At 70.4% G+C, this 24,865-nt stretch carries 17 protein-coding genes and 5 tRNA genes; 12 read left to right on the top strand and 10 right to left on the bottom strand.

What is annotated here, in order from left to right:
* Window positions 1-34: 34 nt before the first annotated feature.
* The 4 genes from ABZ854_RS17140 (at window position 35) to purM (ending at window position 4,177) form a co-directional block, all read left to right on the top strand.
* Window positions 35-832: a sterol carrier family protein gene (locus ABZ854_RS17140; RefSeq protein ID WP_361210905.1), complete on the top strand. Its 798-nt coding sequence runs from the start codon at window positions 35-37 to the stop codon at window positions 830-832.
* Between the two features lie 48 nt (window positions 833-880).
* Window positions 881-1,357, top strand: coding sequence for an META domain-containing protein (locus tag ABZ854_RS17135; RefSeq protein WP_361210902.1), 477 nt, complete (start codon window positions 881-883; stop codon window positions 1,355-1,357).
* A gap of 190 nt (window positions 1,358-1,547) precedes the next feature.
* Window positions 1,548-3,074: an amidophosphoribosyltransferase gene (purF, locus tag ABZ854_RS17130; RefSeq protein ID WP_129308206.1), complete on the top strand. Its 1,527-nt coding sequence runs from the start codon at window positions 1,548-1,550 to the stop codon at window positions 3,072-3,074.
* 35 nt (window positions 3,075-3,109) lie between these two features.
* Window positions 3,110-4,177 carry a phosphoribosylformylglycinamidine cyclo-ligase gene (gene purM / locus ABZ854_RS17125; protein ID WP_361210898.1) on the top strand — a complete coding sequence of 356 codons (1,068 nt, stop codon included), beginning with the start codon at window positions 3,110-3,112 and terminating at the stop codon, window positions 4,175-4,177.
* 147 nt (window positions 4,178-4,324) lie between these two features.
* Here the strand turns inward: purM and ABZ854_RS17120 are convergent, their stop codons facing one another.
* Both ABZ854_RS17120 and ABZ854_RS17115 read right to left on the bottom strand, forming a co-directional pair.
* The gene (locus ABZ854_RS17120) at window positions 4,325-4,579 is read right to left on the bottom strand and encodes a DUF3073 domain-containing protein (protein WP_361210895.1); all 255 of its coding nucleotides are present in this window, start codon (window positions 4,577-4,579) and stop codon (window positions 4,325-4,327) included.
* Between the two features lie 390 nt (window positions 4,580-4,969).
* Complete coding sequence (locus tag ABZ854_RS17115; protein ID WP_361210892.1) at window positions 4,970-6,067, bottom strand: Glu/Leu/Phe/Val dehydrogenase dimerization domain-containing protein; 1,098 nt, start codon at window positions 6,065-6,067, stop codon at window positions 4,970-4,972.
* 269 nt (window positions 6,068-6,336) lie between these two features.
* On the opposite strand from ABZ854_RS17115, the gene ABZ854_RS17110 reads away from it, so the two are divergent.
* Both ABZ854_RS17110 and bldC read left to right on the top strand, forming a co-directional pair.
* Window positions 6,337-7,179: a hypothetical protein gene (locus ABZ854_RS17110; protein ID WP_361210889.1), complete on the top strand. Its 843-nt coding sequence runs from the start codon at window positions 6,337-6,339 to the stop codon at window positions 7,177-7,179.
* Window positions 7,180-7,731: 552 nt separating this feature from the next.
* On the top strand, window positions 7,732-7,938 hold the full coding sequence (gene bldC, locus ABZ854_RS17105; protein ID WP_003949541.1) for a developmental transcriptional regulator BldC: 207 nt from the start codon (window positions 7,732-7,734) through the stop codon (window positions 7,936-7,938).
* 419 nt (window positions 7,939-8,357) lie between these two features.
* Here bldC and ABZ854_RS17100 read toward each other — a convergent pair whose 3' ends face one another.
* The 7 genes from ABZ854_RS17100 to ABZ854_RS17070 form a co-directional block, all read right to left on the bottom strand.
* Complete coding sequence (locus ABZ854_RS17100) at window positions 8,358-8,540, bottom strand: DUF6274 family protein (protein WP_361210886.1); 183 nt, start codon at window positions 8,538-8,540, stop codon at window positions 8,358-8,360.
* Between the two features lie 759 nt (window positions 8,541-9,299).
* Window positions 9,300-9,374, bottom strand: a tRNA-Asp gene (locus tag ABZ854_RS17095).
* 94 nt (window positions 9,375-9,468) lie between these two features.
* Complete coding sequence (gene hrpA, locus ABZ854_RS17090) at window positions 9,469-13,422, bottom strand: ATP-dependent RNA helicase HrpA (RefSeq protein ID WP_361210883.1); 3,954 nt, start codon at window positions 13,420-13,422, stop codon at window positions 9,469-9,471.
* A gap of 160 nt (window positions 13,423-13,582) precedes the next feature.
* Window positions 13,583-13,656: transfer RNA gene (locus tag ABZ854_RS17085), tRNA-Phe, on the bottom strand.
* A gap of 24 nt (window positions 13,657-13,680) precedes the next feature.
* A tRNA-Asp gene (locus tag ABZ854_RS17080) sits at window positions 13,681-13,755 on the bottom strand.
* Window positions 13,756-13,791: 36 nt separating this feature from the next.
* A tRNA-Glu gene (locus ABZ854_RS17075) sits at window positions 13,792-13,864 on the bottom strand.
* Window positions 13,865-13,944: 80 nt separating this feature from the next.
* Window positions 13,945-15,594 (bottom strand): metallophosphoesterase, encoded by a 1,650-nt coding sequence (locus ABZ854_RS17070; protein ID WP_361210881.1) that lies wholly within the window; start codon window positions 15,592-15,594, stop codon window positions 13,945-13,947.
* 60 nt (window positions 15,595-15,654) lie between these two features.
* Here ABZ854_RS17070 and ABZ854_RS17065 point away from each other — a divergent pair, with 60 nt between their 5' ends.
* The 6 genes from ABZ854_RS17065 to ABZ854_RS17040 all read left to right on the top strand — a co-directional run bounded on the left by ABZ854_RS17065 (window position 15,655) and on the right by ABZ854_RS17040 (window position 23,292).
* Complete coding sequence (locus tag ABZ854_RS17065) at window positions 15,655-16,005, top strand: metallopeptidase family protein (RefSeq protein ID WP_361210878.1); 351 nt, start codon at window positions 15,655-15,657, stop codon at window positions 16,003-16,005.
* 161 nt (window positions 16,006-16,166) lie between these two features.
* Window positions 16,167-16,676, top strand: coding sequence for a hypothetical protein (locus ABZ854_RS17060; protein WP_361210875.1), 510 nt, complete (start codon window positions 16,167-16,169; stop codon window positions 16,674-16,676).
* A 259-nt stretch (window positions 16,677-16,935) separates the two neighbouring features.
* On the top strand, window positions 16,936-19,149 hold the full coding sequence (locus tag ABZ854_RS17055) for a DEAD/DEAH box helicase (RefSeq protein WP_361210872.1): 2,214 nt from the start codon (window positions 16,936-16,938) through the stop codon (window positions 19,147-19,149).
* A gap of 238 nt (window positions 19,150-19,387) precedes the next feature.
* Window positions 19,388-21,487: a VCBS repeat-containing protein gene (locus tag ABZ854_RS17050; protein WP_361210869.1), complete on the top strand. Its 2,100-nt coding sequence runs from the start codon at window positions 19,388-19,390 to the stop codon at window positions 21,485-21,487.
* A gap of 93 nt (window positions 21,488-21,580) precedes the next feature.
* Entirely contained in the window at window positions 21,581-23,086 is a 1,506-nt protein-coding gene (locus ABZ854_RS17045) for an amino acid permease (RefSeq protein WP_361210866.1), read from the top strand.
* Window positions 23,087-23,219: 133 nt separating this feature from the next.
* Window positions 23,220-23,292: transfer RNA gene (locus ABZ854_RS17040), tRNA-Lys, on the top strand.
* Window positions 23,293-23,892: 600 nt separating this feature from the next.
* On the opposite strand, the gene arsM is transcribed toward ABZ854_RS17040, so the two are convergent.
* Entirely contained in the window at window positions 23,893-24,804 is a 912-nt protein-coding gene (gene arsM / locus ABZ854_RS17035; protein ID WP_361210863.1) for an arsenite methyltransferase, read from the bottom strand.
* Window positions 24,805-24,865: the final 61 nt, after the last annotated feature.

The following is a 24,865-nucleotide window of genomic DNA, read 5'->3' as shown; positions in this document are numbered from 1 at the left end:
CCGCTCCGGCCGGCGCAGGCCCTAGGCTCGCCCCATGCCCCCGGCCAGGAAACGCGCCCGGTCCTACGACCCCGCCCGCACCCGTACCGCCGTGTTCGCCCAGTTCGGGCACGTGCGCGAGGCCGTGCGCGGGCTGAGTCCCGAGCAGTTCGCGCTGCCCACCCGGCTCGGTGAGTGGACCGTACGGGACCTCGTCGCGCACATCGGGATGGCGCTCACCGCCGTCCACCGCTCGCTCGCCCTGCCCGAGCCGCCCAAGCAGGACGCCGTCCTCCTGGACTGGCCCTTCGCCACGGCGGCCAGCTCCTCGGCCATCGACGAGTTCACCCGCGGGCTCGCCGCGGACCACCCCGACCTCGACGCCTACCTCGCGGACATCGACGCCACCCTGCGCGACCTGCTCGCCGAACACCCCGGCACCCGCATCCTGCGGACCAATGCCGGGGCGCTCCTCCTCGACGACTACCTGGTCACCCGGACCGTCGAACTCGTCGTCCACAGCGACGACCTGGCCGCCGCCGTCCCGGGCCTGGAGGTCCCGTACGACCGGCACGCCCTCGCCGCCGCCACTCGGCTGCTCGCCGACGCGCTCGCGGTGAAGGCGCCCGGCGGCTCCACCGAGGTGCGGGTGCCTCCGTACGCCGTCGTGCAGTGCGTCGAGGGGCCCCGGCACACCCGGGGCACTCCGCCCAACGTCGTGGAGACCGACCCGCTGACCTGGGTGCGGCTGGCCACCGGCCGGCTGGCCTGGAGGGACGCGGTCGCGGACGCGGCCGTCAGCGCGAGCGGGGAGCGGGCCGACCTCGGGGGGCTGCTGCCGGTCATGTCCTGACCCCGGACCTAGGTGGAACCGGTCGTACCGCTCCCGCGTCGAATCCCCATGAACCGGCACAAGCAGCACATCGCCCCGGCCCTCGTGGTCCTCCTCGTCCCCCTCGCGGCGGCCTGCGCCGGCCAGGCCGCGGGCGGCGGCAGCGGCTCGGCCGTCCCCGGGCAGCCGGTGACCGGCGTGGACTGGACCGTCGACAGCGTCACCGCCGGCGGTACGACCCACCGGGCGCCCCCCGCCGCCCACCCCCGCCTCCGTATCGACGCCGACGGCCGCGCGAGCGGCAACCTCGGCTGCAACCGGTTCAGCGCCACCGCCACCGTGGACGGCGACCGCGTCCGCTTCGGTCAGCTGCGGACCACCAAGATGGCGTGCGACGAGGCCCGTACGGCCTTCGAACGGGTCCTCGGCGGAGTGCTCGGGGGAGGGACGTTCACCGCCCGGACCGACCACTCCGGCCTCACCCTGAGCACCGGCCACGACCGTCACGCAGAGCGCGTAGACCTCAGCCGCGCCGGCTCCGGATGATGTGCGACACCTCACGGAAATCGGTCGCCGGACCCCGTGCGACAGGCGCCCCATGAGCCGGCCCTTCCGGCAGGCGCCGCGCTGAACTGCGGAAACCCGAAAAGCGCCAAGCTGATCCACACCGGCCGGTACGGCCGCCCCCGCGCTCCCGAATTCGGACCAGTGGTCGACCTCGCCTACACTCGGTGGCGTGCCACGTGGTGACGGTCGACTCAATCACGATCTGCTTCCCGGCGAAAAGGGCCCCCAGGACGCTTGCGGCGTCTTCGGTGTCTGGGCTCCCGGAGAAGAGGTCGCAAAGCTCACGTACTTCGGGCTCTACGCCCTCCAGCACCGGGGTCAGGAATCCGCGGGAATCGCGGTCAGCAACGGCTCCCAGATCCTCGTCTTCAAGGACATGGGCCTCGTCTCCCAGGTCTTCGACGAGACCTCGCTCGGTTCGCTCCAGGGTCATATCGCGGTCGGTCACGCCCGCTACTCGACCACCGGAGCCTCCGTGTGGGAGAACGCCCAGCCGACGTTCCGCGCCACCGCGCACGGCTCGATCGCGCTCGGCCACAACGGCAACCTGGTCAACACCGCGCAGCTCGCGGAGATGGTCGCCGACCTGCCCAAGCAGGAAGGCCGCTCGCCGCGCGTCGCGGCCACCAACGACACCGACCTGCTGACGGCGCTGCTCGCCGCCCAGGTCGACGAGGACGGCAAGCCGCTGACCATCGAGGAGGCCGCCCACGCGGTCCTCCCGCAGGTCAAGGGCGCCTTCAGCCTCGTCTTCATGGACGAGCACACCCTGTACGCCGGCCGCGACCCGCAGGGCATCCGCCCGCTGGTCCTCGGCCGCCTGGAGCGCGGCTGGGTCGTCGCCTCCGAGTCCGCCGCCCTGGACATCTGCGGCGCGAGCTTCGTGCGGGAGATCGAGCCGGGCGAGTTCGTCGCCATCGACGAGAACGGTCTGCGCAGCTCCCGGTTCGCGGAAGCGAAGCCCAAGGGCTGTGTCTTCGAGTACGTGTACCTGGCCCGTCCGGACACCGACATCGCCGGCCGGAACGTGTACCTCTCCCGGGTGGAGATGGGCCGCCGCCTCGCCAAGGAGGCCCCGGTCGAGGCCGACCTGGTGATAGCGACCCCGGAGTCCGGAACCCCGGCCGCCATCGGTTACGCGGAGGCCTCCGGCATCCCCTTCGGTAACGGCCTGGTGAAGAACGCCTACGTCGGCCGTACGTTCATCCAGCCCTCGCAGACGATCCGCCAGCTGGGCATCCGCCTGAAGCTGAACCCGCTGAAGGAAGTCATCAAGGGCAAGCGCCTGGTCGTCGTCGACGACTCGATCGTGCGCGGCAACACCCAGCGCGCCCTGGTCCGCATGCTCCGCGAGGCCGGCGCCGCCGAGGTCCACATCCGGATCTCCTCGCCGCCCGTGAAGTGGCCCTGCTTCTTCGGCATCGACTTCGCCACGCGCGCCGAGCTGATCGCCAACGGTATGAGCATCGACGAGATCGGCACCAGCCTCGGCGCCGACTCGCTGTCCTACATCTCCATCGACGGCATGATCGAGGCGACCACCATCGCCAAGCCGAACCTGTGCCGCGCCTGCTTCGACGGCGAGTACCCGATGGAGCTGCCGGACCCCGAACTGCTCGGCAAGCAGCTCCTGGAGACGGAGCTGGCCGCCGGCCCGGCCGCGACGGCCGCCGCCGACGCGATCCGCCGCCCGTAACACCCCTGCAGTACGACACGAAAGCTCTCACAGTCATGTCTGAGACAACTGGTGCCAGCTACGCAGCGGCGGGCGTCGACATCGAAGCGGGCGACCGCGCCGTGGAACTGATGAAGGAGTGGGTGAAGAAGACCCAGCGGCCCGAGGTCCTCGGCGGCCTCGGCGGCTTCGCCGGACTCTTCGACGCCTCCGCCCTCAAGCGCTTCGAGCGCCCGCTGCTCGCCTCCGCCACCGACGGCGTCGGCACGAAGGTCGACGTCGCCCGCCGCATGGGCGTCTACGACACCATCGGCCACGACCTGGTCGCCATGGTCATGGACGACATCGTGGTGTGCGGCGCCGAACCGCTGTTCATGACCGACTACATCTGCGTCGGCAAGGTCCACCCCGAGCGGGTCGCCGCGATCGTCAAGGGCATCGCGGAGGGCTGTGTGCTGGCCGGCTGCGCCCTCGTGGGCGGCGAGACGGCCGAGCACCCCGGGCTGCTCGGCCCGGACGACTTCGACGTCGCCGGCGCCGGCACGGGCGTCGTGGAGGCCGACCGGCTGCTCGGCGCGGATCGTATCCGTACGGGTGACGCGGTGATCGCCATGGCGTCGTCCGGGCTTCACTCGAACGGGTACTCCCTGGTCCGCCACGTCCTGCTGGACCGTGCCGGGCTCGCCCTGGACGCGGAGATCGCGGAGTTGGGCCGCAGCCTCGGTGAGGAGCTGCTGGAGCCCACCAAGATCTACTCGCTGGACTGCCTGGCGCTGACCCGCACCGCCGAGGTGCACGCGTTCAGCCACATCACCGGCGGCGGGCTCGCGGCCAACCTGGCCCGGGTCGTCCCGGACGGGCTGCACGCCACCGTCGACCGGGCCACCTGGACCCCGGGCGCGATCTTCGGCCTCGTCGGCAGGACCGGTGAGGTCGAGCGCCTGGAGCTGGAGAAGACCCTCAACATGGGCGTCGGCATGATGGCGATCGTCCCGCAGGAGTCCGCCGACGTGGCGCTCGCGACCCTCGCGGACCGGGGTGTCGAGGCATGGGTGGCCGGCGAGATCACCGAGCGCGGCGAGAAGACGACCGGTGCGGAACTGGTCGGGGACTACGCCCGCTGATCCGGGGCCGCCGGCCCGGGCGCACCGCGCGGGCCGGCTGGTCCAGCCGGCCCGGCCGCCGGTCCCCGGACGGCGCCGCTTGTCCGCGGACAGCACAGAAGCCGGCCGGTGGCTGTGCCACCGACCGGATGAAAGCTCAGTACAAGGTCAAGCGCCGCGACGGTGTTGTGAGGGGCCCTCGTCCTCGTCCTCGTCGTCGTCCTCATAGAGGTCGGCGTAACGGGAGTACAGGTCGTCCTCGTCATCGTCCTCGTCGTCCTCGAACGGCTCGCCGTTCGGCGGCTGGTTCGAAGTCGATGCGCCCAGTTCATTGGCCAGACGTGACAGGTCAGTCCCACCGCTGTTGTACTTCAGCTGGCGGGCGACCTTCGTCTGCTTGGCCTTGGCCCGGCCGCGCCCCATGGCTCGACCCCCTCGGTGACGGGGCTCGACGGCCCCAGAGTCTGACACGCGTTCATGATCCGGAACGGACCCTCAGGGGAGAGGCCGGTCCGTAGGGCTTCCACGGTACCTGAGCCCGCGCCCATACGGTACGTCGCCCGCACCACGCGCGTGTGCACAGGACCTTCGAGGTGCCCTGTCCTCGCTGGTCAGTGGCGATTTTAACCACTTGTCGGAGCACGACCCGCCGGGGGAAGTGAGAGTTCTCTCGAAGTTCCCGCCGACGGGTACCGCTCATGTGTACGACACGTGAGTGATCGGACACCCCGGGAGGGTGCCTGATCACGGTCGCAGGCCGGCCGCAACGCCGCTATGGCGCCGCTGTGGGGTGGTCGGCGGCGGGGTCCGGGGTCAGTGCGCCCCGCGCGCCTCCGCCATGCGCTGCTCGGCGATCCGGTCGGCCGCCGCGGCCGGCGGAATCCCGTCGTCCTTCGCACGTGCGAAGATCGCGAGCGTGGTGTCGAAGATCTTCGCCGCCTTCGCCTTGCACCGCTCGAAGTCGAACCCGTGCAGCTCGTCGGCCACCTGGATGACCCCGCCGGCGTTCACCACGTAGTCCGGCGCGTAGAGGATCCCGCGGTCGGCGAGGTCCTTCTCCACACCCGGGTGGGCCAGCTGGTTGTTGGCGGCGCCGCACACCACCTTCGCGGTGAGCACGGGCACGGAGTCGTCGTTCAGGGCGCCGCCCAGCGCGCAGGGGGCGTAGATGTCGAGCCCCTCCACGCGGATCAGCGCCTCGGTGTCGGCGACCGCCGTGACCCGCCCCGGGTACTGGTTCAGGAGCCGCTGTACGGCGTCCTCGCGCACGTCCGTGACGACCACCTCGGCGCCCTCGTCCAGCAGGTGCTTCACCAGGTGGTGACCGACCTTGCCGACGCCGGCCACGCCCACCTTGCGGTCGCGCAGCGACGGGTCGCCCCACAGGTGCTGCGCGGAGGCGCGCATGCCCTGGTAGACGCCGAAGGAGGTGAGCACCGAGGAGTCGCCGGCCCCGCCGTTCTCGGGGGAGCGGCCGGTGGTCCAGCGGCACTCACGGGCCACGACGTCCATGTCGGCGACATAGGTGCCGACGTCGCACGCGGTGACGTAGCGCCCGCCGAGCGAGGCGACCATGCGGCCGTAGGCGAGGAGCAGCTCCTCGCTCTTGTCGCGCTCGGGGTCGCCGATGATGACGGCCTTGCCGCCGCCGTGGTCCAGACCGGCCATGGCGTTCTTGTACGACATGCCGCGCGCGAGGTTGAGGGCGTCGGCGACGGCCTCCGCCTCGGTCGCGTACGGGTAGAAGCGGGTACCGCCGAGGGCGGGGCCCAGCGCGGTGGAGTGGAGGGCGATCACGGCCTTGAGGCCGCTGGCGCGGTCCTGGCAGAGCACGACCTGCTCATGGCCGCCCTGGTCCGAGTGGAACAGGGTGTGCAGGACATCAGCAGGCGCGCCGGTTACGTCGGTCACTGTGGTGACTCCTGAGTAAATAGCGGCGAGTGGGGTGCGGTCCCCGTACGGGTGGCGGGGAGCTGTGGCATGAGCGTAGAGCCTCCGCCCGGCCGCCATCCGCGCAGTGTTCAGGATCACTCTCCCGAGCCGTGTACGCACGTATGACCGTGGGACGATTTGCAGTGGTTTTGCTGTGGGTTCCAGTGCCGAACAGGTTCGAGCGATGTCCGGGGCCGACCCGGGTCCGGTGCGGGTTTCGAGGCGGGTCCGAAGGGGAGGGAGCAGGCGTGCCCAAGGTGTCCTCCGTGGTGGTCCCCTACGCCGCGTATCTGCGCGTGTACGAGCCGCTCGGCGCGTTCCCCGAGCCGGAGCGCGCCCACTGGACCCGCTACGCGCGCCGCCCCGACCGGCCCTCCTACCAGGACGAACTGCGCCGCTCCCTGGCCGACCTGCTGCCCACCCCGCCCGTCCCCGTGCCGGTGCACGAGAGCGCGGACGCCTTCGTGCTGGAGGTCGACGGCGTCGTCTGCGTCTGCCCCTGGCGGACCCGGCTGCGCGGCTGGCAGGCGCTGGACGGCCTCTCCGGGGAGCTGCCGCCGCCGGTCCTGGACGCGGTGCTGCCGCCGCTGGTGCGCCTGCAGGCAGCCCAGGACTACGAACGCTGGCTGGCCCGCAACCCCGACGCCCGGCCCTGGATCCGCACCGCCACCTGGCAGGTGCCGCTGAACTGGTTCGTCCTGGTCTCCGACGAGGAGCGGCGGTACGAGAAGGGCACCGCCGAGGTGCCGCCGCTGCTGCGCTACCGCACGCCGATGGTGCAGGCCCGGCGGCGGGTGGCCCGGGCCCTGCGCACGCTTCGGGACAGCATCGAGGAAGGGCCGCTGATCGACGGCCTGGTGGACGTCGGCCGCTGGCTGGAGGAGTTCCACCCGCGCTCCCTGGTGGAGCTGGACTACGGCGGGCTCGTCCACGTCGTCCCCGCGGGGGAGTTGGAGGGCGACCACTCGGCGGCGGACGTCGCCGAGGGCGTCGAGGCGCTGCGCCGGGGCGACGGAGCGGCGGCCGGCGAGGCCTACGCCCGGCTGGTGGAGCGGTGGCGGGCGGTACGGGAGCTGCGCTCGGCGAACTAGGGCCTGTCCGGCGGATCAGTTCGTAGCGGCCCGAGTGACGTGGATCACGGTCGAAATGCCCTCGAACAGCGTACGGTCAACGGCACTTAGGACACCTGACGGGACGTTGGCCCCGATCCGGGCTTTTGTCTCAAGGGTGATGGACGGCACTTACAAGAGGGTTGCCCTACTTGCCACCCCTCATGCCAAAATAGGACAAGGAGCCCGGGGAAGGCTCCGTCCGCCCAACTATGCTGCTTCATGGGTGGAATCTACGTATTGCTCCACTCTGGGGGGTCTGGTGCCTCCTGATCGCCCTGTGACTGATCGTCACAGTGGCGTGACTGTCCGCTATGGCATGGTCCATCGGCATCCGTCGCTGATGAACACCTGGGAGGGCAATTCCATCGGTTTGGCCGACGCGGCTGGACAGATGGTGTAGTTGTAGTGCCGAGGACAAGCCGTTCGTCCTATAACCGACTCGACTCGCGTCCGCCATTTCGGGCAACGCGGGTCAAGGTGCAGAATTTAGAGGAAAGAACCGAGAACGTCGGTTCTCCGAGGAGGCCGCTCATGACCGCTCGCACCCCTGATGCCGAGCCGCTGCTGACCCCGGCTGAGGTCGCCACCATGTTCCGCGTGGACCCGAAGACGGTCACGCGGTGGGCGAAGGCCGGCAAGCTCACGTCCATTCGTACGCTCGGCGGGCACCGCCGCTACCGCGAGGCCGAGGTGCGCGCACTGCTGGCGGGCATCCCGCAGCAGCGCAGCGAGGCCTGAACAACTCAATAACCGGGCAATACGGCCAGTTCCCCCAACCGGCCCACCTGTCCGGCCCTTAGCTCAGAGCGACGCGGGACCTGCCCCAACAGGGCCCACGCCCAAGCCGAACAGAACTTTCAGGCGAGCGACACAGGGTGCGTCGTAGATCGCGCTGGACCTCCGGGTCCGGCGCGATCTTTTTTGTGCGCTGGTCGGGGGTGGGGTGATGGCTCCGTGAGCGGGCTTGTCGGAGTCTGGGGGAGTGGTGCAATTGCACATATTAAATTGACCAGTTGTAGGGAGGGGGTAAGTACCGCCGTTTTAAAAACTCATACGGTGACTCCCGTCACACCATCCCCGGCAATAAGCGGAACCCTCCATTCCACTCTGCCACGTACACCATGCAGTTGAACAGTGAACCAAAGGTCGGACGGTGGTCAGACGGCAGGGGCTTTCTCGCCCTCGTCCCGGCCCTGCGCGGCCGGCGGGACGGAATCCATCGCGAGGCGCAGGAGGCGGTGACAGATCGGGCAGTGGCGGGTGAGATGCCGGTAGGCCGAGGCGGCCGACAGATGGGCCCGGAGCAGCGCCCGCGTCTCGTGCCTGACCGATGCCGCCATACGCCACCTCCAGCAGCCCCGCACCCCAACAGGCCCTGCTCCCTGAGTACCGACGGAATGTGACCCCGTCAACCCCACCCGCGCCGCCGCCGATTGACCCGCCCGCCTCCCGAACGGCCTCGGCCATATTCAGGGGCCGAAAGCGCTGCCTGCGGAGTCCCCGAAGGGACGGCACCCCCGAAGGGGCGGGATCCCGAAGGGGCGGGATCCCGAAGGGGCGGGATCCCGAAGGGGCGGGTCCCCCGACAGGGCGGTGTTCGAGGAGGGGGTCCCCGAAGGAACGGGGTTGCCGAAGGGGGCGGGATCCCCAACGGTCAGCTTTCGAGGCGGCGTCCCCGACCGGGAGGGGGCTCGGACGGGCAGGGTTCGGGCGGCGTCCCCGACCGGGAGGGGGTCCCGAAGGGGCGAGATTCGGGGCGGGGTCCCGACGGGTCGGGTCCCCCGAAGGGGCGGGGTTCGGGGCGCGGTCCCCGAAGGGACGGGGTTTGGGGCGGGATCCCCTGAGGCGGGCCCTGACGGCCGGCGTTCGAGGCGGGGCCCCGAAGGGGCGGGTCCCCCGACAGGGCGGTGTTCGAGGCGGGGCCCCGACGGGCGGTGGTCGAGGCGCGGTCCCCGGAGGGGCGGGGTTCGGGGCGGGGCCCCGAGGGGGGTGAAGGGGCGCAACCCCTGGAGGACGGGTAAGGGTAGGGGCGGGGGCGACCATTCCGGAACACGAGTGAGGCCCGCGCTCTAGCTGAACGCGGGCCTCACTCATCGATGCGGTCCTGACGGGATTTGAACCCGCGGCCTCCACCTTGACAGGGTGGCGAGCACTCCAAACTGCTCCACAGGACCAGGTTTGCGGCGCTTATTGCTGCATTGCGCTGCGAGAAGAGACTGTACAGGAGGGTGAGCCCGCCGGTCGAACTCACCCTCTGTAGACCCTCCGCTACGGAACGGCCGCGTCGATCGCCTTCACGATCCGCTTGTCGGACACCGGGTACGCCGTCCCCAGCGCGTGCGCGAAATAGCTGACGCGCAACTCCTCCAGCATCCAGCGGATGTCCAGCACGGCGGACGGCACGGGCAGCCCCCGCGGCAACTGCTCCAGCAGCCACGCGTACTCGTCCTGCATCTCGTGGACCTTCTCCATGCGCGTGGTGTCCCGCTGCACACCCGTCGGCATCTGCTGCAGACGCCGGTCGGCGGCCACCAGATAGCGCATCAGGTCCGGCAGCCGCCGTATCCCCGCCCACGTCACGAAACCGGGCTTCACCAAGGCGTCCAGCTGCCTGCGCACATCCGTCAGGTTCGCCAGCAGCACAGGGCTGCTCACGGCCTTCAGGCGCCGCTCACAGGCCTGCCAGGCGGCCAGCACCTGCTGCACCTGCCCGACCGCCCGGACCGTCGTGTCGACGATCTCCGCGCGCACCTTGTCGTACAGCTTCCGGTAGGACTCCTCGTCCCACACCGGCCCGCCGAAATCACCGATCAGCTTGTCCGCCGCCGCCATCGCACAGTCGTCGAAGAGGGCCTGCACCGAACCGTGCGGGTTCGCGGACAGCGCCAGCTTCTGCGCGTTCGTCAGGCGATCGCTCGCGAACTTCCCCGGGTTCACCGGAATGTTCCGCAGGATCAGCCGCCGCGTGCCCTTCCACATCGCCTCGGCCTGCTCGGCCTCCGTGTCGAACAGCCGCACGGACACCGTGTCCCCGTCGTCCACCAGCGCCGGATACGCCTTCACCGGCTGCCCCGCGCGACGCGTCTCGAAGACCCGGGCCAGCGTGCCGATCGTCCAGTCCGTGAGCCCCTTCCGCTCCAGCGACGGCCCGCCCTCACGGGACGCCGTCGCCGCCGCGGCCTGCGACAGCGCCTGGCGCGCCTTCGGCTTCAGCCGCAGCTTCAGCGCTTCGAGGTCCTTGTCCTCCGCGAGCTTGCGACGCCGCTCGTCGACGATCCGGAACGTGATCCGCAGATGGTCCGGCACCTTCGACCGGTCGAAGTCCTCCGCCTCGAACGGCACCCCCACCATCCGCTTCAGCTCCCGCGCCATCGCCACGGTCAGCGGCTCCCGCAGCGGCTCAGCCACGTCCAGGAACCGCCGCGCGAAGTTCGGCGCCGGCACGTAGTTGCGGCGGATCGGCTTGGGCAGCGAACGGATCAGCTCCGTCACCAACTCCGCACGCAGCCCCGGGATCTGCCAGTCGAAGCCCTCGTCGGTGACCTGGTTCAGCACCTGAAGCGGCACGTGCACGGTCACACCGTCCGCGTCCGCCCCCGGCTCGAACTGGTACGTCACCCGGAACTTCAGCGGCCCCTGCCGCCACGAGTCCGGATAGTCGGCCTTGGTGACCGCCTCCGCCGACTCCCGGATCAGCATCTCCCGCTCGAAGTCCAGGAAGTCCGGCTGCTCCTGCCGCTTCCGCTTCCACCACGAGTCGAAGTGCGCCCCGGACACCACATGCTCCGGCACCCGCTGCTCGTAGAAGTCGAACAGCGTCTCGTCGTCCACGACGATGTCCCGGCGCCGCGCCCGGTGCTCCAGCTCCTCGACCTCGCTGAGCAGCTTCCGGTTGTCCGCGAAGAACTTGTGGTGCGTACGCCAGTCGCCCTCCACCAGCGCGTTCCGGATGAACAGCTCCCGGCTGGCCTCCGGATCGATCCGCCCGTAGTTCACCTTCCGCTGGGCGACGATCGGGACGCCGTACAGCGTCACCTTCTCGTACGCCATCACAGCAGCCTGGTCCTTCTCCCAGTGCGGCTCGCTGTACGTCCGCTTCAGCAGATGCCCGGCCAGCGGCTCGACCCACTCCGGCTCGATCTTCGCGTTGACCCGCGCCCACAGCCGCGAGGTCTCCACCAGCTCCGCCGACATCACGAACCGCGGCTGCTTGCGGAACAGCGCCGAACCCGGGAACACCGCGAACTTCGCGTTCCGCGCCCCCAGGTACTCGTTCTTGTTGCCGTCCTTCACGTCCTTCATCCCGATGTGGGAGAGGAGACCGGCGAGGAGCGAGACGTGGATACGGTCGCCGGGGGCGTCGTTCTCGTCGAGGTGGATGCCCATCTGCTTGGCGACCGTACGCAGCTGCGAGTAGATGTCCTGCCACTCACGGATGCGCAGGAAGTTCAGGTACTCCTGCTTGCACATCCGCCGGAACGAACTGGAGCCCCGCTCCTTCTGCTGCTCACGGACGTACCGCCACAGATTCAGATAGGCCAGGAAGTCGCTGGTCTCGTCCTTGAACCGGGCGTGCTGCTGGTCGGCCTGCGCCTGCTTCTCCGCCGGACGCTCCCGCGGGTCCTGGATGGACAGCGCGGCCGCGATCACCATGACCTCGCGGACGCAGCCGTTCTTGTCGGCCTCCAGCACCATCCGGGCCAGCCGCGGGTCCACCGGCAGCTGGGCCAGCTTCCGGCCGGTCTCCGTGAGCCGCTTGCGCGCGTCCTTCTGCGCCGGGTCCAGCGCGCCCAGCTCCTGCAGCAGCTGCACGCCGTCACGGATGTTGCGGTGGTCCGGCGGGTCGATGAACGGGAACTTCTCGATGTCACCGAGGCCGGCCGCGGTCATCTGCAGGATGACCGACGCCAGGTTCGTCCGCAGGATCTCGGCGTCGGTGAACTCCGGCCGCGCCTCGAAGTCGACCTCGCTGTAGAGCCGGATGCAGATGCCGTCGCTGGTGCGCCCGCAGCGGCCCTTGCGCTGGTTGGCGCTGGCCTGCGAGACCGGCTCGATCGGCAGCCGCTGCACCTTCGTGCGGTGGCTGTAGCGGGAGATACGGGCGAAGCCCGGGTCGATGACGTACTTGATGCCGGGCACGGTCAACGACGTCTCGGCCACATTCGTCGCCAGCACGATCCTGCGCCCGGTGTGCGGCTGGAACACCCGGTGCTGCTCGGCGTGCGACAGCCGCGCGTACAGCGGCAGCACTTCCGTGAACTTGTACTGCTTCTTGATCAGCGCGTCGGCGGTGTCCCGGATCTCCCGCTCCCCGGAGAGGAAGACGAGGACGTCACCCTTCCCCTCGCCCATCAGCTCCTCGACGGCGTCCGTGATCGCCGTGATCTGGTCCCGGTCGGCGTCCGCGCCGTCCCCGGAAGCCTCCTCCAGCAGCGGCCGGTACCGCACCTCCACCGGATAGGTCCGACCGCTGACCTCGATGATCGGCGCGTCCCCGAAGTGCCGGGAGAACCGCTCCGGGTCGATGGTCGCCGACGTGATGACGACCTTCAGGTCCGGCCGGCGCGGCAGCAACTGCGCCAGGTACCCGAGCAGGAAGTCGATGTTGAGGGACCGCTCGTGGGCCTCGTCGATGATGATCGTGTCGTAGGCGCGCAGCTCGCGGTCCGTCTGGATCTCGGCGAGCAGGATGCCGTCCGTCATCAGCTTGATGAACGTGCCGTCCGGGTTCACCTGGTCGGTGAACCGCACCTTCCAGCCGACGGCCGCGCCGAGCGGAGTGTCCAGCTCCTCGGCCACCCGCTCGGCGACGGTACGGGCGGCGATCCGCCGGGGCTGGGTGTGCCCGATCATCCCGCGCACACCCCGGCCCAGCTCCATACAGATCTTCGGGATCTGCGTGGTCTTACCGGACCCGGTCTCACCTGCGACGATGACCACCTGGTGATCCCGGATGGCCGCCGCGATGTCGTCCTTCTTCTGGCTGACCGGCAGCTGCTCGGGATACGAGACGGCGGGCACGCGGCCTCGCCGCTCGGCCATCCGGGCCTCGGCCTTGCCGACCTCCGCCTCGATCTCGGCGAGGACGGCGGCGCGGGCCTCCGGCTTACGGATCTTGCGCGCACCCTCGAGCCGCCGCCCGAGCCGGTGCGCATCGCGCAACGACAACTCGGCCAGACGGGAAGCGAGGGCGCCCAGGTCAGAGGCGGGATGCGTAGACATACGGGACCCAGGATCTCACCTCACCGAAATCCCTGGCGAACGATTTGCTCCGCCGGCCCGCCACTCGCCCGCGCGAGCGCGGCACACACCGCGCATACAGCAAGGCATACACCGTGCATACGACGAAGGCCCCGCTCTGCTGAACGGGGCCTTCGGGTTGTGGCTGGGGCCGGGGTCGAACCGGCGACCTATCGCTTTTCAGGCGATCGCTCGTACCAACTGAGCTACCCAGCCGTGAGGTTTCACGTGAAACCTCAGCGGTCCTGACGGGATTTGAACCCGCGGCCTCCACCTTGACAGGGTGGCGAGCACTCCAAACTGCTCCACAGGACCAAGCTTTCGTACGACAGTGTCGCACATGGTGGTGCGTGCCCCCAACGGGATTCGAACCCGTGCTACCGCCTTGAAAGGGCGGCGTCCTAGGCCGCTAGACGATGAGGGCTATCGGCCCGCCTGCGCGCTTCGCAGCGCGTCGGGGACGTGAGAAGCATATGGGATGGCGGGGAGTATCGCCAAAACGGTTTAAGGGGAGCGCCGGGAGGATGGTGAGGGCGGGCGGGAGGGGGACGAGGGCGTGCTCGGGGCCGGGGTGGCGCCGGGCTGGTTCTCCTCCGGGAGGTGGCGGCTGACCTCGGCCGTCGTGAGGCCGAGGCCGCCGAGCTTGATCGCGTCCCAGGCCTGGAGCCGGCGGGTGTCCCGGTCGAAGTAGAGGATCGACGCCTCGATGGGGTCGGGGTACTTGTCGTCGACGGCCCGCAGCCCGCTCCCGCCCGTGGAACCCTCGACGCGCAGCCTGGTGCCGTACTTCATGACCTCGGTGCTTTCGCGGTGCAGGTGTCCGGCGAGGACGAGGGGGACCGTGCCGTCGGTCTCCCGTGCGGCCGAGGGTTCGTGTGCGATCGCCACGTCCACCGGGGTGCCCGCGGCGCGCTGGGAGCGCAGGGCCGTGGCGAGCCGGTCGCCCGCGAGTCGCTCGGCCGCGTCGCCGCCGGGCTGGACGGAGCGGTCGGGGGTGAACTGCGGGTCGCCGATGCCGGCGAAGCGCAGGCCGGCGATGGTCTCGGCCCGGCCGTCGTCCAGGACGTGCACGTTCTTCATGTGCTGGAGACGGCGCTGGGTGGTCAGGGAGTCGTGGTTGCCCCGCACCCAGACGTAGGGGGCGCCCAGGTCGGCGATGGGGTCGAGGAAGCCGTTCTCGGCCGCCGTACCGTGATCCATCGTGTCGCCGGAGTCGACGACCACGTCCACCTTGTACTGCTCCACCAGCGAGGCGATGATCTTCCAGCTCGCCGGGTTGAGGTGGATGTCGGAGACGTGCAGGACGCGGACGGTGGACGGGTCCGGCTGGTAGGCGGGGAGCGTGGACGTGACGTCGTACAGCTTGGTCACGTTCGTCACCAGGCGCGCCAATTCCTTCTGGTAGACGTCGAATTCCGTGACGATGTTGCGCGCGTTGCCGACCAGGGACGGTGCCGAGGTGAGCAGTCCGGAGAACTTGGGTTCCAGGACCGATTCGGGGTTCCAGGTGGCGTATGCCGTGGCGCCGGAGGCCGCGAGCAGGGTGAAGGCGAGGCCGCCGGCGGCCAGCGCGCGGCGGGGGCGGCGGTAGACGGCGAGGCCGAGGGCCATGGCGCCGCTGATCACGGCGACGCCGGAGCGCACGGCGAGGTCGAGGGTGCCGTGTTCGACGTCGTGGGTGACCTCGTCCTGGAGGCCGGAGATGCGTTCGGGGTGGTCGACGAGGGCCTGGGCGCGTTCGGGGTCGAGCTGGTCGACGTTGACGTCGAGCCGGACGGGGGCGACGTGAGTGTCCAGGGTGAGTGCGCCGAGCGGGGAGACGTTGATCTTCGTGCCGCCGGTGAGGGAGGGTCGTAGCGCCATCGTGGTGTTCATCGGGCCGACCTGGGCCCGTACGTTGCCGACGATCAGCAGGCCCAGCCAGGCGCCGGCGACGACGACGGCGGTGAGGCCGAGGGCGCGGAGCCAGGGGCTGGGGCGGGCGCCGGCGAGTTCGAGTTCCGGGAGGGTGGGGAGGCCGGGCCGAGCCGGTGAGGGTTCGCGAGTGCGGCGCGCGCGGTTCAGGGTGCGGCGTGTGCGGGCGAGGGGGCGGCGTACGAGGTCGAGGGTCCGGGCGGGCAGGCTGCGCTGGGCGGGGGCGGATACGCGGACCATTGGTCCCGTATGCCCAAGTCCCATGGTGGCTATGCGGCGCGCGTAACGGACAATGAGCCTGTGCTGGAGATGACGCGCGAGGAGTTCGAGGAACTGGTCGCCGAGGCGCTGGACCGGATCCCGCCGGAACTGTCACGGCTGATGGACAACGTCGCGGTGTTCGTCGAGGACGAACCGCCCGCCGACGATCCCGAGCTGCTCGGGTTGTACGAGGGGACGCCGCTGACCGAGCGCGGGGAGTGGTACGCGGGGGTGCTGCCGGACCGGATCACCATCTACCGGGGGCCGACGCTCAGGTTCTGCGCGAGCCGCGAGGACGTGGTCGCCGAGACGGAGGTCACCGTCGTCCACGAAGTCGCCCACCACTTCGGCATCGACGACGCACGGCTGCACGCGCTCGGCTACGGGTGAGTCCCGGGTATCGGGTGAGTCCCGGATATCGGGTGAGTCCCGGATATCGGGTGAGTGCCGGCCCCGCGCGGGTGGCGCGATTCGAACGTGGGGCGTGTCCTCTTGCGGGCGACGGGAGTTGGGGAGGCTGACTCCCCTTCCCGTCTTCGGAGGTGGCCACCGTGCGCCCCTTGACCGTACCCGTCCGCCTGGCCGTCACGGTGCTCACCGTCGCCGCTGCCGCCGGCTGCGTGAGCGTGGGTGACGACGCCGGTCCGGCGCGGCCCTCGCATTCGGCGGGGCAGCGCGGCGGTGAGGTGACCGGCGGCGGTCCGGCGGGTGCCGTGGGCGGTGGGAACGGCGGGGCGGAGGCCGACGGCAAGCACGGGCACGGGAAGAAGGCCAAGCCCGGCGAGTCGCCCTCGGCGTCCCCCACGCCGTCCGGGTCGGGCAGCGCCTCGGCGACCCCGGCGGGGCCGGTGAAGTCCGAGGGGCCGGGGCAGCCGGCGCCGACGAAGGTCCCGCCGACGCCGCCGGTGACGTCCGCGCCGCCCCCGCCCCCGGCGTCCAGCCCGCCGCCCCCGCCGCCCACGGAGCAGCCGTCGGCCGAGCCCTCGTCCTCGGCGCACGAGGACCCGGCCCCGCAGCTCGCCCAGCGGGAGCCGGCACCGGCGGCAGGGGTCCCCGTGTGAGCGGATCACCCGGAGCGGCCGGCGGCGATCAGGGGCCTGACCTGGGGGCATGGGAGTCGGTCCGGGCTCGGTTTGCCTTCAGGGGTGGTGGGTGCGTATGGTGGTAGATCGTTTGATCCCATTTGCCCGGCGCCACCACAGAGCGCGCCGTGTGGCGCGTACTCTCCCTTGCCGTGGCGGACCGCATTGAGGCGGTCGTGTGCGAATCACGGAGTTGACGGGCGCGTGCCGACGAGACTCCGGAAGGTTTCGCATTCGCATGTCCGTGTCCAGTTCAGACCAGATCGTCATGCCCGAGAACGACAACGACAACGCCGACGAGATCGTGAACGACCTCGCTGCCGTGTCGGAGGCGTCGGACGTGGCTACCGAGGTCACCGAGGCCGACGAGGCCGCTGACACCCAGACCGCTCAGTCCCCCCAGACCCCCCAGATCACCTTCGCCGACCTTGGCCTCCCCGAGGGCATCGTGCGCAAGCTCGCGCAGAACGGCGTGACCACCCCCTTCCCGATCCAGGCCGCGACCATCCCGGACGCCCTGGCCGGCAAGGACATCCTCGGCCGTGGCCGCACCGGCTCCGGCAAGACCCTCTCCTTCGGTCTGCCGACGCTCGCGACCCTGGCCGGCGGCCGCACCGCCAAGCACAAGCCGCGCGCCGTGATCCTCACGCCGACCCGCGAGCTGGCCATGCAGGTGGCCGACGCCCTCCAGCCGTACGGCGACGTCCTCGGCCTGAAGATGAAGGTCGTCTGCGGCGGTACGTCGATGGGCAACCAGATCTACGCCCTGGAGCGCGGCGTCGACATCCTCGTCGCCACCCCGGGCCGGCTGCGCGACATCATCAACCGCGGCGCCTGCTCCCTGGAGGACGTGCAGATCGCCGTCCTGGACGAGGCCGACCAGATGTCCGACCTGGGCTTCCTGCCCGAGGTCACCGAGCTGCTCGACCAGGTTCCCGCGGGCGGTCAGCGCATGCTGTTCTCCGCCACGATGGAGAACGAGATCAAGACCCTCGTCGACCGCTACCTGACCGAGCCCGTCCTGCACGAGGTGGACGCGGCCCAGGGCGCCGTCACGACGATGTCGCACCACATCCTCATCGTGAAGCCCAAGGACAAGGCGCCGGTCACGGCCGCGATCGCCTCCCGCAAGGGCCGCACGATCATCTTCGTCCGCACCCAGCTGGGCGCCGACCGGGTCGCCGAGCAGCTGCGCGAGTCCGGCGTGAAGGCGGACGCGCTGCACGGCGGCATGACCCAGGGCGCCCGCACCCGCACCCTGGCCGACTTCAAGGACGGCTACGTCAACGTCCTCGTCGCCACCGACGTCGCCGCGCGCGGCATCCACGTCGACGGCATCGACCTGGTCCTCAACGTGGACCCGGCCGGCGACCACAAGGACTACCTGCACCGCGCCGGCCGCACGGCCCGCGCCGGCCGCACCGGCACGGTCGTCTCCCTCTCCCTGCCGCACCAGCGGCGCCAGATCTTCCGCCTGATGGAGGACGCCGGCGTCGACGCGGGCCGCCACATCATCCAGGGCGGGGCCGCCTTCGACCCGGAGGTCGCCGAGATCACCGGCGCCCGCTCCATGACGGAGGTCCAGGCCGAGTCGGCGGGCAACGCAGCCCAGCAGGCCGAGCGCGAGGTCGCCCAGCTCACCAAGCAGCTGGAGCGCGCCCAGCGCCGCGCTGCCGAGCTGCGCGAGGACGCCGACCGGCTGGTGGCGCGGGTCGCCCGCGAGCGCGGTGAGGACCCGGAGGCCGCGGTGGCCGAGGCCCAGGCGGCGGCCGAGGAGGCCGTGGCCGAGGCGTCGGTCCCGGAGCAGCCGGCGGCGCGCGAGGAGCGTCCGGCGGACGGACCGTCGTACGAGCGCCGGGAGCGGCGCGGCTTCGAGCGCCGCGACGACCGCGGCGACCGTGGTGGCCGTAACTTCGAGCGCCGGGACCGTGGCTTCGACCGCGACCGCGACAACCGTGGCGGCGACCGTGGTGGCCGCGGCTTCGAGCGCCGCGACGACAACCGCCGCGACGAGCGCCGCCCGTTCGACCGTGACCGCGACAACCGTGGTGGCCGTGGTTTCGAGCGCCGTGACGACCGTCCGGGCTTCCGCCGCGACGACCGGGACAACCGGGGTGACCGTGGTGGCCGCGGCTTCGAGCGCCGCGACGACAACCGCCGCGACGACCGCCGCCCCTTCGACCGCGACCGCGACAACCGTGGTGGCCGTGGCTTCGAGGGTGACCGCGGAGGCCGTGGCTTCGAGCGCCGTGACGACCGTCCCGGCTTCCGTCGCGACGACCGTGGCGGCCACCGGGGCAGCGACCGCCCGTTCAACCGCGACCGCCGCGACGACCGCCCGGGCTTCCGCTCCGGCGGCCACGACCGCCCCTACGGCCGCCGCGACGACCACCGAGGCACCGGCTCCTTCGGCCGCCGCGACGACAAGCCCCGCTGGAAGCGCAACGGCTGACCCCGGCTGAGGTCCGCCTGCCCGGACCCACCGACCCCAACAGGGCCCGTACGACACCGTCGTACGGGCCCTGTTGTCATGCCCGCCCTTCGACCTGTCGGCCGCTGCGTGACGGTTGTTAACATCCTTTGACTTACGGGCGTGCTGCTGCTGCGGGGGGAATCCGAGGTAGGCCGCCGCGCCTTTTCGGATCTTCCTGGGGAGGGACCCTTTGACCCGGCATGCCCGGATCGCTTCCGTGCTCATCAGTCTCGCCGCCCTCGGCGCGGGCTCTCTGACCGCCGCGGCCCCCGTCGCCGCGGAGCCCACCGCCACGCCGATCGCGACGGACGGCGTGTGGGGCCTCGACTACGCGGGCGGTTTTCTGACCAGCGTGGAGAACACCCCCAGCGGATTTCAGTGGGTGATCGGCCGACAGATCTCCGCCGACGGTTCCACGGTGCTGAAGAAGACCTCCCGGGGCTACGCCGACGAGTACGCGGGCGGCTACCACCTGCAGCGGGTGCCTTGCGAGGCCGGGCCGCGGGGTTGCGTCCCGATGCGTTCCTTCGGCAACACGTACGTCGGTTACTTCATGGACGACTCCGCCGGCAGGCAGACAGCCGAGATCCATCTGAGTGAGAACACGGTCGGCGGCACCGACGAGCCGACCGTCACCGGCGGTCGCTTCGTCGACGCCACCGGGCGCTACTACGTCTACCAGGCGTCCTCGACCGGCAAGATGTACGTCGACGCGGTGAACCACCTCCGCACCGCCAATGAGCGGCTGACCCGGTCCATCACGGCCGCGTCCGTGTGGGGGGCCGGGCTGTGGACCCCGGGCACCGGAAACGGGGTTGTCACCTCGTACGACCTGGAGGCGGGGAAGACGGTCGCGACCGTCTCCACCGGTGCGCCCTGCAAGGTCAAGGAACTCCAGGTCATCGGCCGCTGGATCTACTGGAACTGCGGGCCGACGGGTGCAGCGGGGGTGTACGACCGTACGGCGAAGAAGAAAATCACCGTGCCCTCAGGCCCCGCGCTGGTCGGTGACGGGTACCTGGTCCAGCACGACCGGGCGGCCGGAAAGCTGATGCTCACCGACTTCCACACCGGGACGGCCGCCGCGCCGCGTGCGATCGCCGACCTGCCCGCCGGTCAGACGGCCGACCAGCGCCGGCTGAGCTGGACTGTGGACAAGTTCGGCGGCGACATCGCGTACGTCGGTTCGGACAAGTCGATCCGTATCGTCCAGAGCGGCGTGTCGGCGCAGTCTCTGGCGAAGATCGAGTCGGACGTGTCCAACGCCACGGACGCCGATGTGAAGGGCAACAACGGCGTCAACGACTGGGCCGGCATGTGGCAACTGAACAAGCCGGCGAAGTGGACCTTCACCGTGAAGGACGCCCAGGGGCAGGCCCAGCGCACGATCAGGGGCGACGGTGCGTCCGTCGACGTGGACTGGGACCTGAAGTCGGATGCGGGCGCCTACCTCCGCAATGGCCCGGTGACGTGGACACTGACGGCCACGGCCGAGGACGGCGGCGGCAGTTACACCACCGGCGGACGACTGGAGTACTCAGGCGGTTTCCCGGGCTTCCACGACCAGGGCTACTACGGCTACGGCGAACTGGTCACGTTGAACAAGTCGGGTTACCTGACCCTGCACTACAGCCCGGGTAAGGGCACCTACGACGCCAAGCAGAGCGGATCCGGCTGGCCGGCCGGGACGGTGGCCGTGCCGTTCGGCGACATGGGCTCGGACCGGTGCGCCGAGATGCTGGTGCGGATGCCGAACGGTGAGCTGCGCCGGTACGCGGGCAGATGCGGCGAGCCGTACAAGCCGTCGAACAGTCACACGTCCCTCGGTACCGGCTGGAACGCCTACAACGTGCTCGTCGCTCCCGGGGATCTGACCGGGGACGGGCGTACCGATCTGCTGGCGCGGAAGGCGTCGACCGGGGACATGTACCTGTTCGCGGCCAGGAGTGACGGGAAGCTGGCGACGGGGAAGCGGATCCGGACGAACTGGAAGGCGTTCACGCAGATCGTCGGTGCCGGGGACCTGAACGGGGACGGCATCGGGGACGTGCTCGCGCGGTACAAGGACGGCACGCTGTACCGCTACGACGGGCTGGGCAACGGGCTGCTGAAGAACCGGGTCACGGTGTTCAGGCAGTGGGGCTCGTCGTACAACGCCATCGTGGGCGTCGGTGACATCACCGGGGACGGCCGCAACGACCTGGTGGAGCGGGACACCAAGGGCTACGTGTACCGCAACGCCGGTGACGGCAAGGGGTCGTTCGGCAGCCGGACGAGGATCGCGTCGGGCTGGGGGCCGTACAAGGGCCTGTTCTGAGGGGCCGTTTCAAGGGTTTGTTCCGAGGGGCCCGTTTCAAGGTCCTGTTCCTGTGACGCATGTCATGACCCCGGCGAGGGAATCGCTGGGGGCATGACAGATGACACCGGAGCGAGTGGACTGTCGGACGAGGAACGGCTGGCCCAGCTCGGCTACACCCAGGTGCTCGCGCGCCGCATGTCTGCGTTCTCCAACTACGCCGTCTCCTTCACGATCATCTCGGTGCTGTCCGGCTGCCTGACCCTGTACCTGTTCGGGATGGTCACGGGCGGTCCCGCGGTGATCACCTGGGGCTGGGTGGCGGTCGGCCTGATGACCCTGTTCGTGGGCCTGTCGATGGCGGAGATCTGCTCCGCGTACCCGACGTCGGCGGGCCTGTACTTCTGGGCCCACCGGCTCGCGCCGCCCCGTTCGGCGGCGGCCTGGGCGTGGTTCACGGGCTGGTTCAACGTGCTGGGCCAGGTGGCGGTGACGGCGGGCATCGACTTCGGTGCCGCGTCCTTCCTCGGCGCCTACCTGAACCTGCAGTTCGACTTCCGGGTGACCCCGGGCCGTACGGTCCTGCTGTTCGCCGCGATCCTCGTCCTGCACGGCCTCCTCAACACCTTCGGCGTGCGGATCGTCGCGCTGCTCAACAGTGTGAGCGTGTGGTGGCACGTCCTCGGGGTCGCCGTCATCGTCGGCGCGCTAGCCTTCGTCCCCGACCATCATCAGTCGACGTCCTTCGTGTTCACGAAGTTCGTGAACCAGACGGGCTGGGGCAGCGGCTTCTACGTCGTCCTGCTCGGCCTCCTCATGGCGCAGTACACGTTCACCGGCTATGACGCCTCCGCCCACATGACCGAGGAGACCCACGACGCGTCGACGGCCGGCCCGAAGGGCATCGTCCGCTCCATCTGGACCTCCTGGATCGCCGGCTTCGTCCTCCTGCTCGGCTTCACCTTCGCCATCCAGTCGTACGACAAGGAGCTGGCGTCCCCGACCGGCGCACCGCCCGCCCAGATCCTCCTGGACGCGCTCGGCGCCACCACGGGCAAGCTCCTCCTCCTCGTGGTGATCGGCGCCCAGCTCTTCTGCGGCATGGCCTCGGTGACGGCCAACAGCCGCATGATCTACGCCTTCTCCCGCGACGGCGCGCTGCCCTTCTCACACGTCTGGCACACGGTCAGCCCCCGTACCCGTACGCCGGTCGCCGCCGTCTGGCTGGCCGCGCTCGGCGCCCTGGCGCTCGGCCTGCCCTATCTGATCAACACGACGGCGTACGCGGCGGTGACGTCCATCGCGGTGATCGGCCTCTACATCGCGTACGTCATCCCGACCCTCCTTCGGGTCCGCAAGGGCGCGGCCTTCGAACGGGGCCCGTGGCACCTGGGCCGGTGGTCGGGCGTGATCGGGGTCGTCTCGGTGACCTGGGTCGCCGTGATCACCGTTCTCTTCATGCTCCCCCAGGTCTCCCCGGTCACCTGGGAGACCTTCAACTACGCCCCGGTCGCCGTCCTGGTCGTCCTGGGCTTCGCGGCGACCTGGTGGCTGGCCTCGGCCCGCCACTGGTTCCTCGACCCGTCCCACACCCGCCCCCGCGAACGGGCGGGCACCTGACCCACGAACGGTCCGGCATCTGACCCCGCCCCACCATCGGCCGCCCGCCCCGACCCCGCGACGCGGCCGGGACCCCGATACCCGATCGGAGTCTCGGCCGCGTCCCGCTATGCTCGGGGAGGCAACATCGCCTGGGCCCTTAGCTCAATTGGCAGAGCAGTGGACTTTTAATCCATTGGTTGTGGGTTCGAGTCCCACAGGGCCTACGGCCGCAGGGGAGGGTTCACCCCCTCTGACCTGCTACGCAGCGTCCGGGTCGGCTTCGGTCGGCTCGGGCGCTGCTTCGTTTTCGAGCCACTGCGTGAGCAGATGCGGCCGCGGCCTGCGGATCGGCTGCCGTCTGGGCGGACGGTTCGGCAGCCACCTGGCGGACGACCTCGGGGTGACCGAAGTCGGCGCTTCTGACAATGAAGACGGTTCTGTCGTACGGGCGTAGCCCTGCGGCCGAGGTCGCGATGTCTGAGCGGATCAAGGACAAGAACGCCGTGATCGGTGAAGTGTCCGGGATCGTGTCGGGGCTGACGAAGCAGAAGGCGTGCGCGAAGCAGGGATGAGCTTTTGCGGCCCGACTCCTAGGCCCTGGAGGGCAGGGTGCCCGAAGGTGCGATGGTCACCGGTGTGGCCAGGACGTAGAAATCAGTGGAACGTGCGTGCGGGTGCGGTCTGCGGTGCCGGGCGGGATCGCAGACCTTTGTGACTGCGAGCGTGTCCGGGCGCACAGTGGTGGTCGGCATCAAAGGGACTACCGCCGAGCCCCGGTCCGGAATTCTCCGGGCCGGGGCTCGTGGCGGGTTCGGGGTTGGACTTCAGCCGGCGCAGGCGCAGCCCGACGCGGTCTTGGCTTCCGTGACGGTCAGGTTGGGGTCGGCCGCGGTTTCGGACGGGGTGCAGCAGGCGTTGACGCCGCAGCAGGCGTCGGCAGGGCTCTCCGCCTCGGTGGCCGCCTCCGATCTGCTCGCCCCGGACGCCCCGGCGGGCTTCGTGGCGCGGACGATGGCCGAGTGCATGCCGTCCGCGACCGAGTGCGTCGGGGTGATCTCGACGTCCGCGAACCCGGCGGCCTCCAGGCCCGCGCGGTACTCGGAGAAGGACAGCGCGCCGGCGATGCAGCCGACGTGGTCGCCGCGTTCGGCGCGTTGGGTGGGGGAGAGTGCGTCGTCGGCGACGACGTCCGAGACGCCGATGCGGCCGCCGGGCCGGAGCACCCGGAAGGTCTCGGCGAAGACGGCGGGCTTGTCGACGGACAGGTTGATCACGCAGTTGGAGATGACGACGTCGATGGTGTTCGCGGGCAGCGGGACGTCCTCGATGGTGCCCTTGAGGAACTCGACGTTCCGCGCGCCGGCCCGGGCCGCGTTGGTCAGGGCGAGGGCGAGCATCTCCTCGGTGATGTCCAGTCCGTACGCCTTGCCCGTGGGGCCGACGCGGCGGGCGGAGAGCAGGACGTCGATGCCGCCGCCGGAGCCGAGGTCGAGGACGCGTTCGCCCTCGCGGAGTTCGGCGATGGCGGTGGGGTTGCCGCAGCCGAGGGAGGCGGCGACCGCTTCGGCGGGCAGGGCGTCGCGTTCGTCGGCGGCGTAGAGGGTGGAACCGAAGTTCTCGTCGGCCTCGACGGGCTGCGGACCGCAGCAGGCGGCGCCGCCTTCGGTGACCTTGACGGCCGCGGCGGCGTACCGCTTGCGGACGGCCTCCCGCAGGTCGGTGGACTGATCGCGCATGGCTTCACTCCTGGTGGGCTGGGCACAGCGGTGCCCTCGAACGAGCTGCATCGGTGTTGCA

The sequence above is a fragment of the Streptomyces sp. NPDC047028 genome, assembly GCF_040644095.1.
GTDB lineage: Bacteria > Actinomycetota > Actinomycetes > Streptomycetales > Streptomycetaceae > Streptomyces.
Note: the sequence above shows the minus strand (reverse complement) of the source record. Positions and strands in the feature narration are given on the sequence as shown.

What these genes read in the sequence shown, in the direction of transcription:
- ABZ854_RS17140 (WP_361210905.1), top strand. Translation starts at nt 35, where the DNA reads ATGCCCCCGGCCAGGAAACGCGCCCGGTCCTACGACCCCGCCCGCACC.
- ABZ854_RS17135 (WP_361210902.1), top strand. Translation starts at nt 881, where the DNA reads ATGAACCGGCACAAGCAGCACATCGCCCCGGCCCTCGTGGTCCTCCTC.
- purM (WP_361210898.1), top strand. Translation starts at nt 3,110, where the DNA reads ATGTCTGAGACAACTGGTGCCAGCTACGCAGCGGCGGGCGTCGACATC.
- ABZ854_RS17120 (WP_361210895.1), bottom strand. Translation starts at nt 4,579, where the DNA reads ATGGGGCGCGGCCGGGCCAAGGCCAAGCAGACGAAGGTCGCCCGCCAG.
- bldC (WP_003949541.1), top strand. Translation starts at nt 7,732, where the DNA reads ATGACCGCTCGCACCCCTGATGCCGAGCCGCTGCTGACCCCGGCTGAG.
- ABZ854_RS17100 (WP_361210886.1), bottom strand. Translation starts at nt 8,540, where the DNA reads ATGGCGGCATCGGTCAGGCACGAGACGCGGGCGCTGCTCCGGGCCCAT.
- hrpA (WP_361210883.1), bottom strand. Translation starts at nt 13,422, where the DNA reads ATGTCTACGCATCCCGCCTCTGACCTGGGCGCCCTCGCTTCCCGTCTG.
- ABZ854_RS17070 (WP_361210881.1), bottom strand. Translation starts at nt 15,594, where the DNA reads ATGGTCCGCGTATCCGCCCCCGCCCAGCGCAGCCTGCCCGCCCGGACC.
- ABZ854_RS17055 (WP_361210872.1), top strand. Translation starts at nt 16,936, where the DNA reads ATGTCCGTGTCCAGTTCAGACCAGATCGTCATGCCCGAGAACGACAAC.
- ABZ854_RS17045 (WP_361210866.1), top strand. Translation starts at nt 21,581, where the DNA reads ATGACAGATGACACCGGAGCGAGTGGACTGTCGGACGAGGAACGGCTG.
- arsM (WP_361210863.1), bottom strand. Translation starts at nt 24,804, where the DNA reads ATGCGCGATCAGTCCACCGACCTGCGGGAGGCCGTCCGCAAGCGGTAC.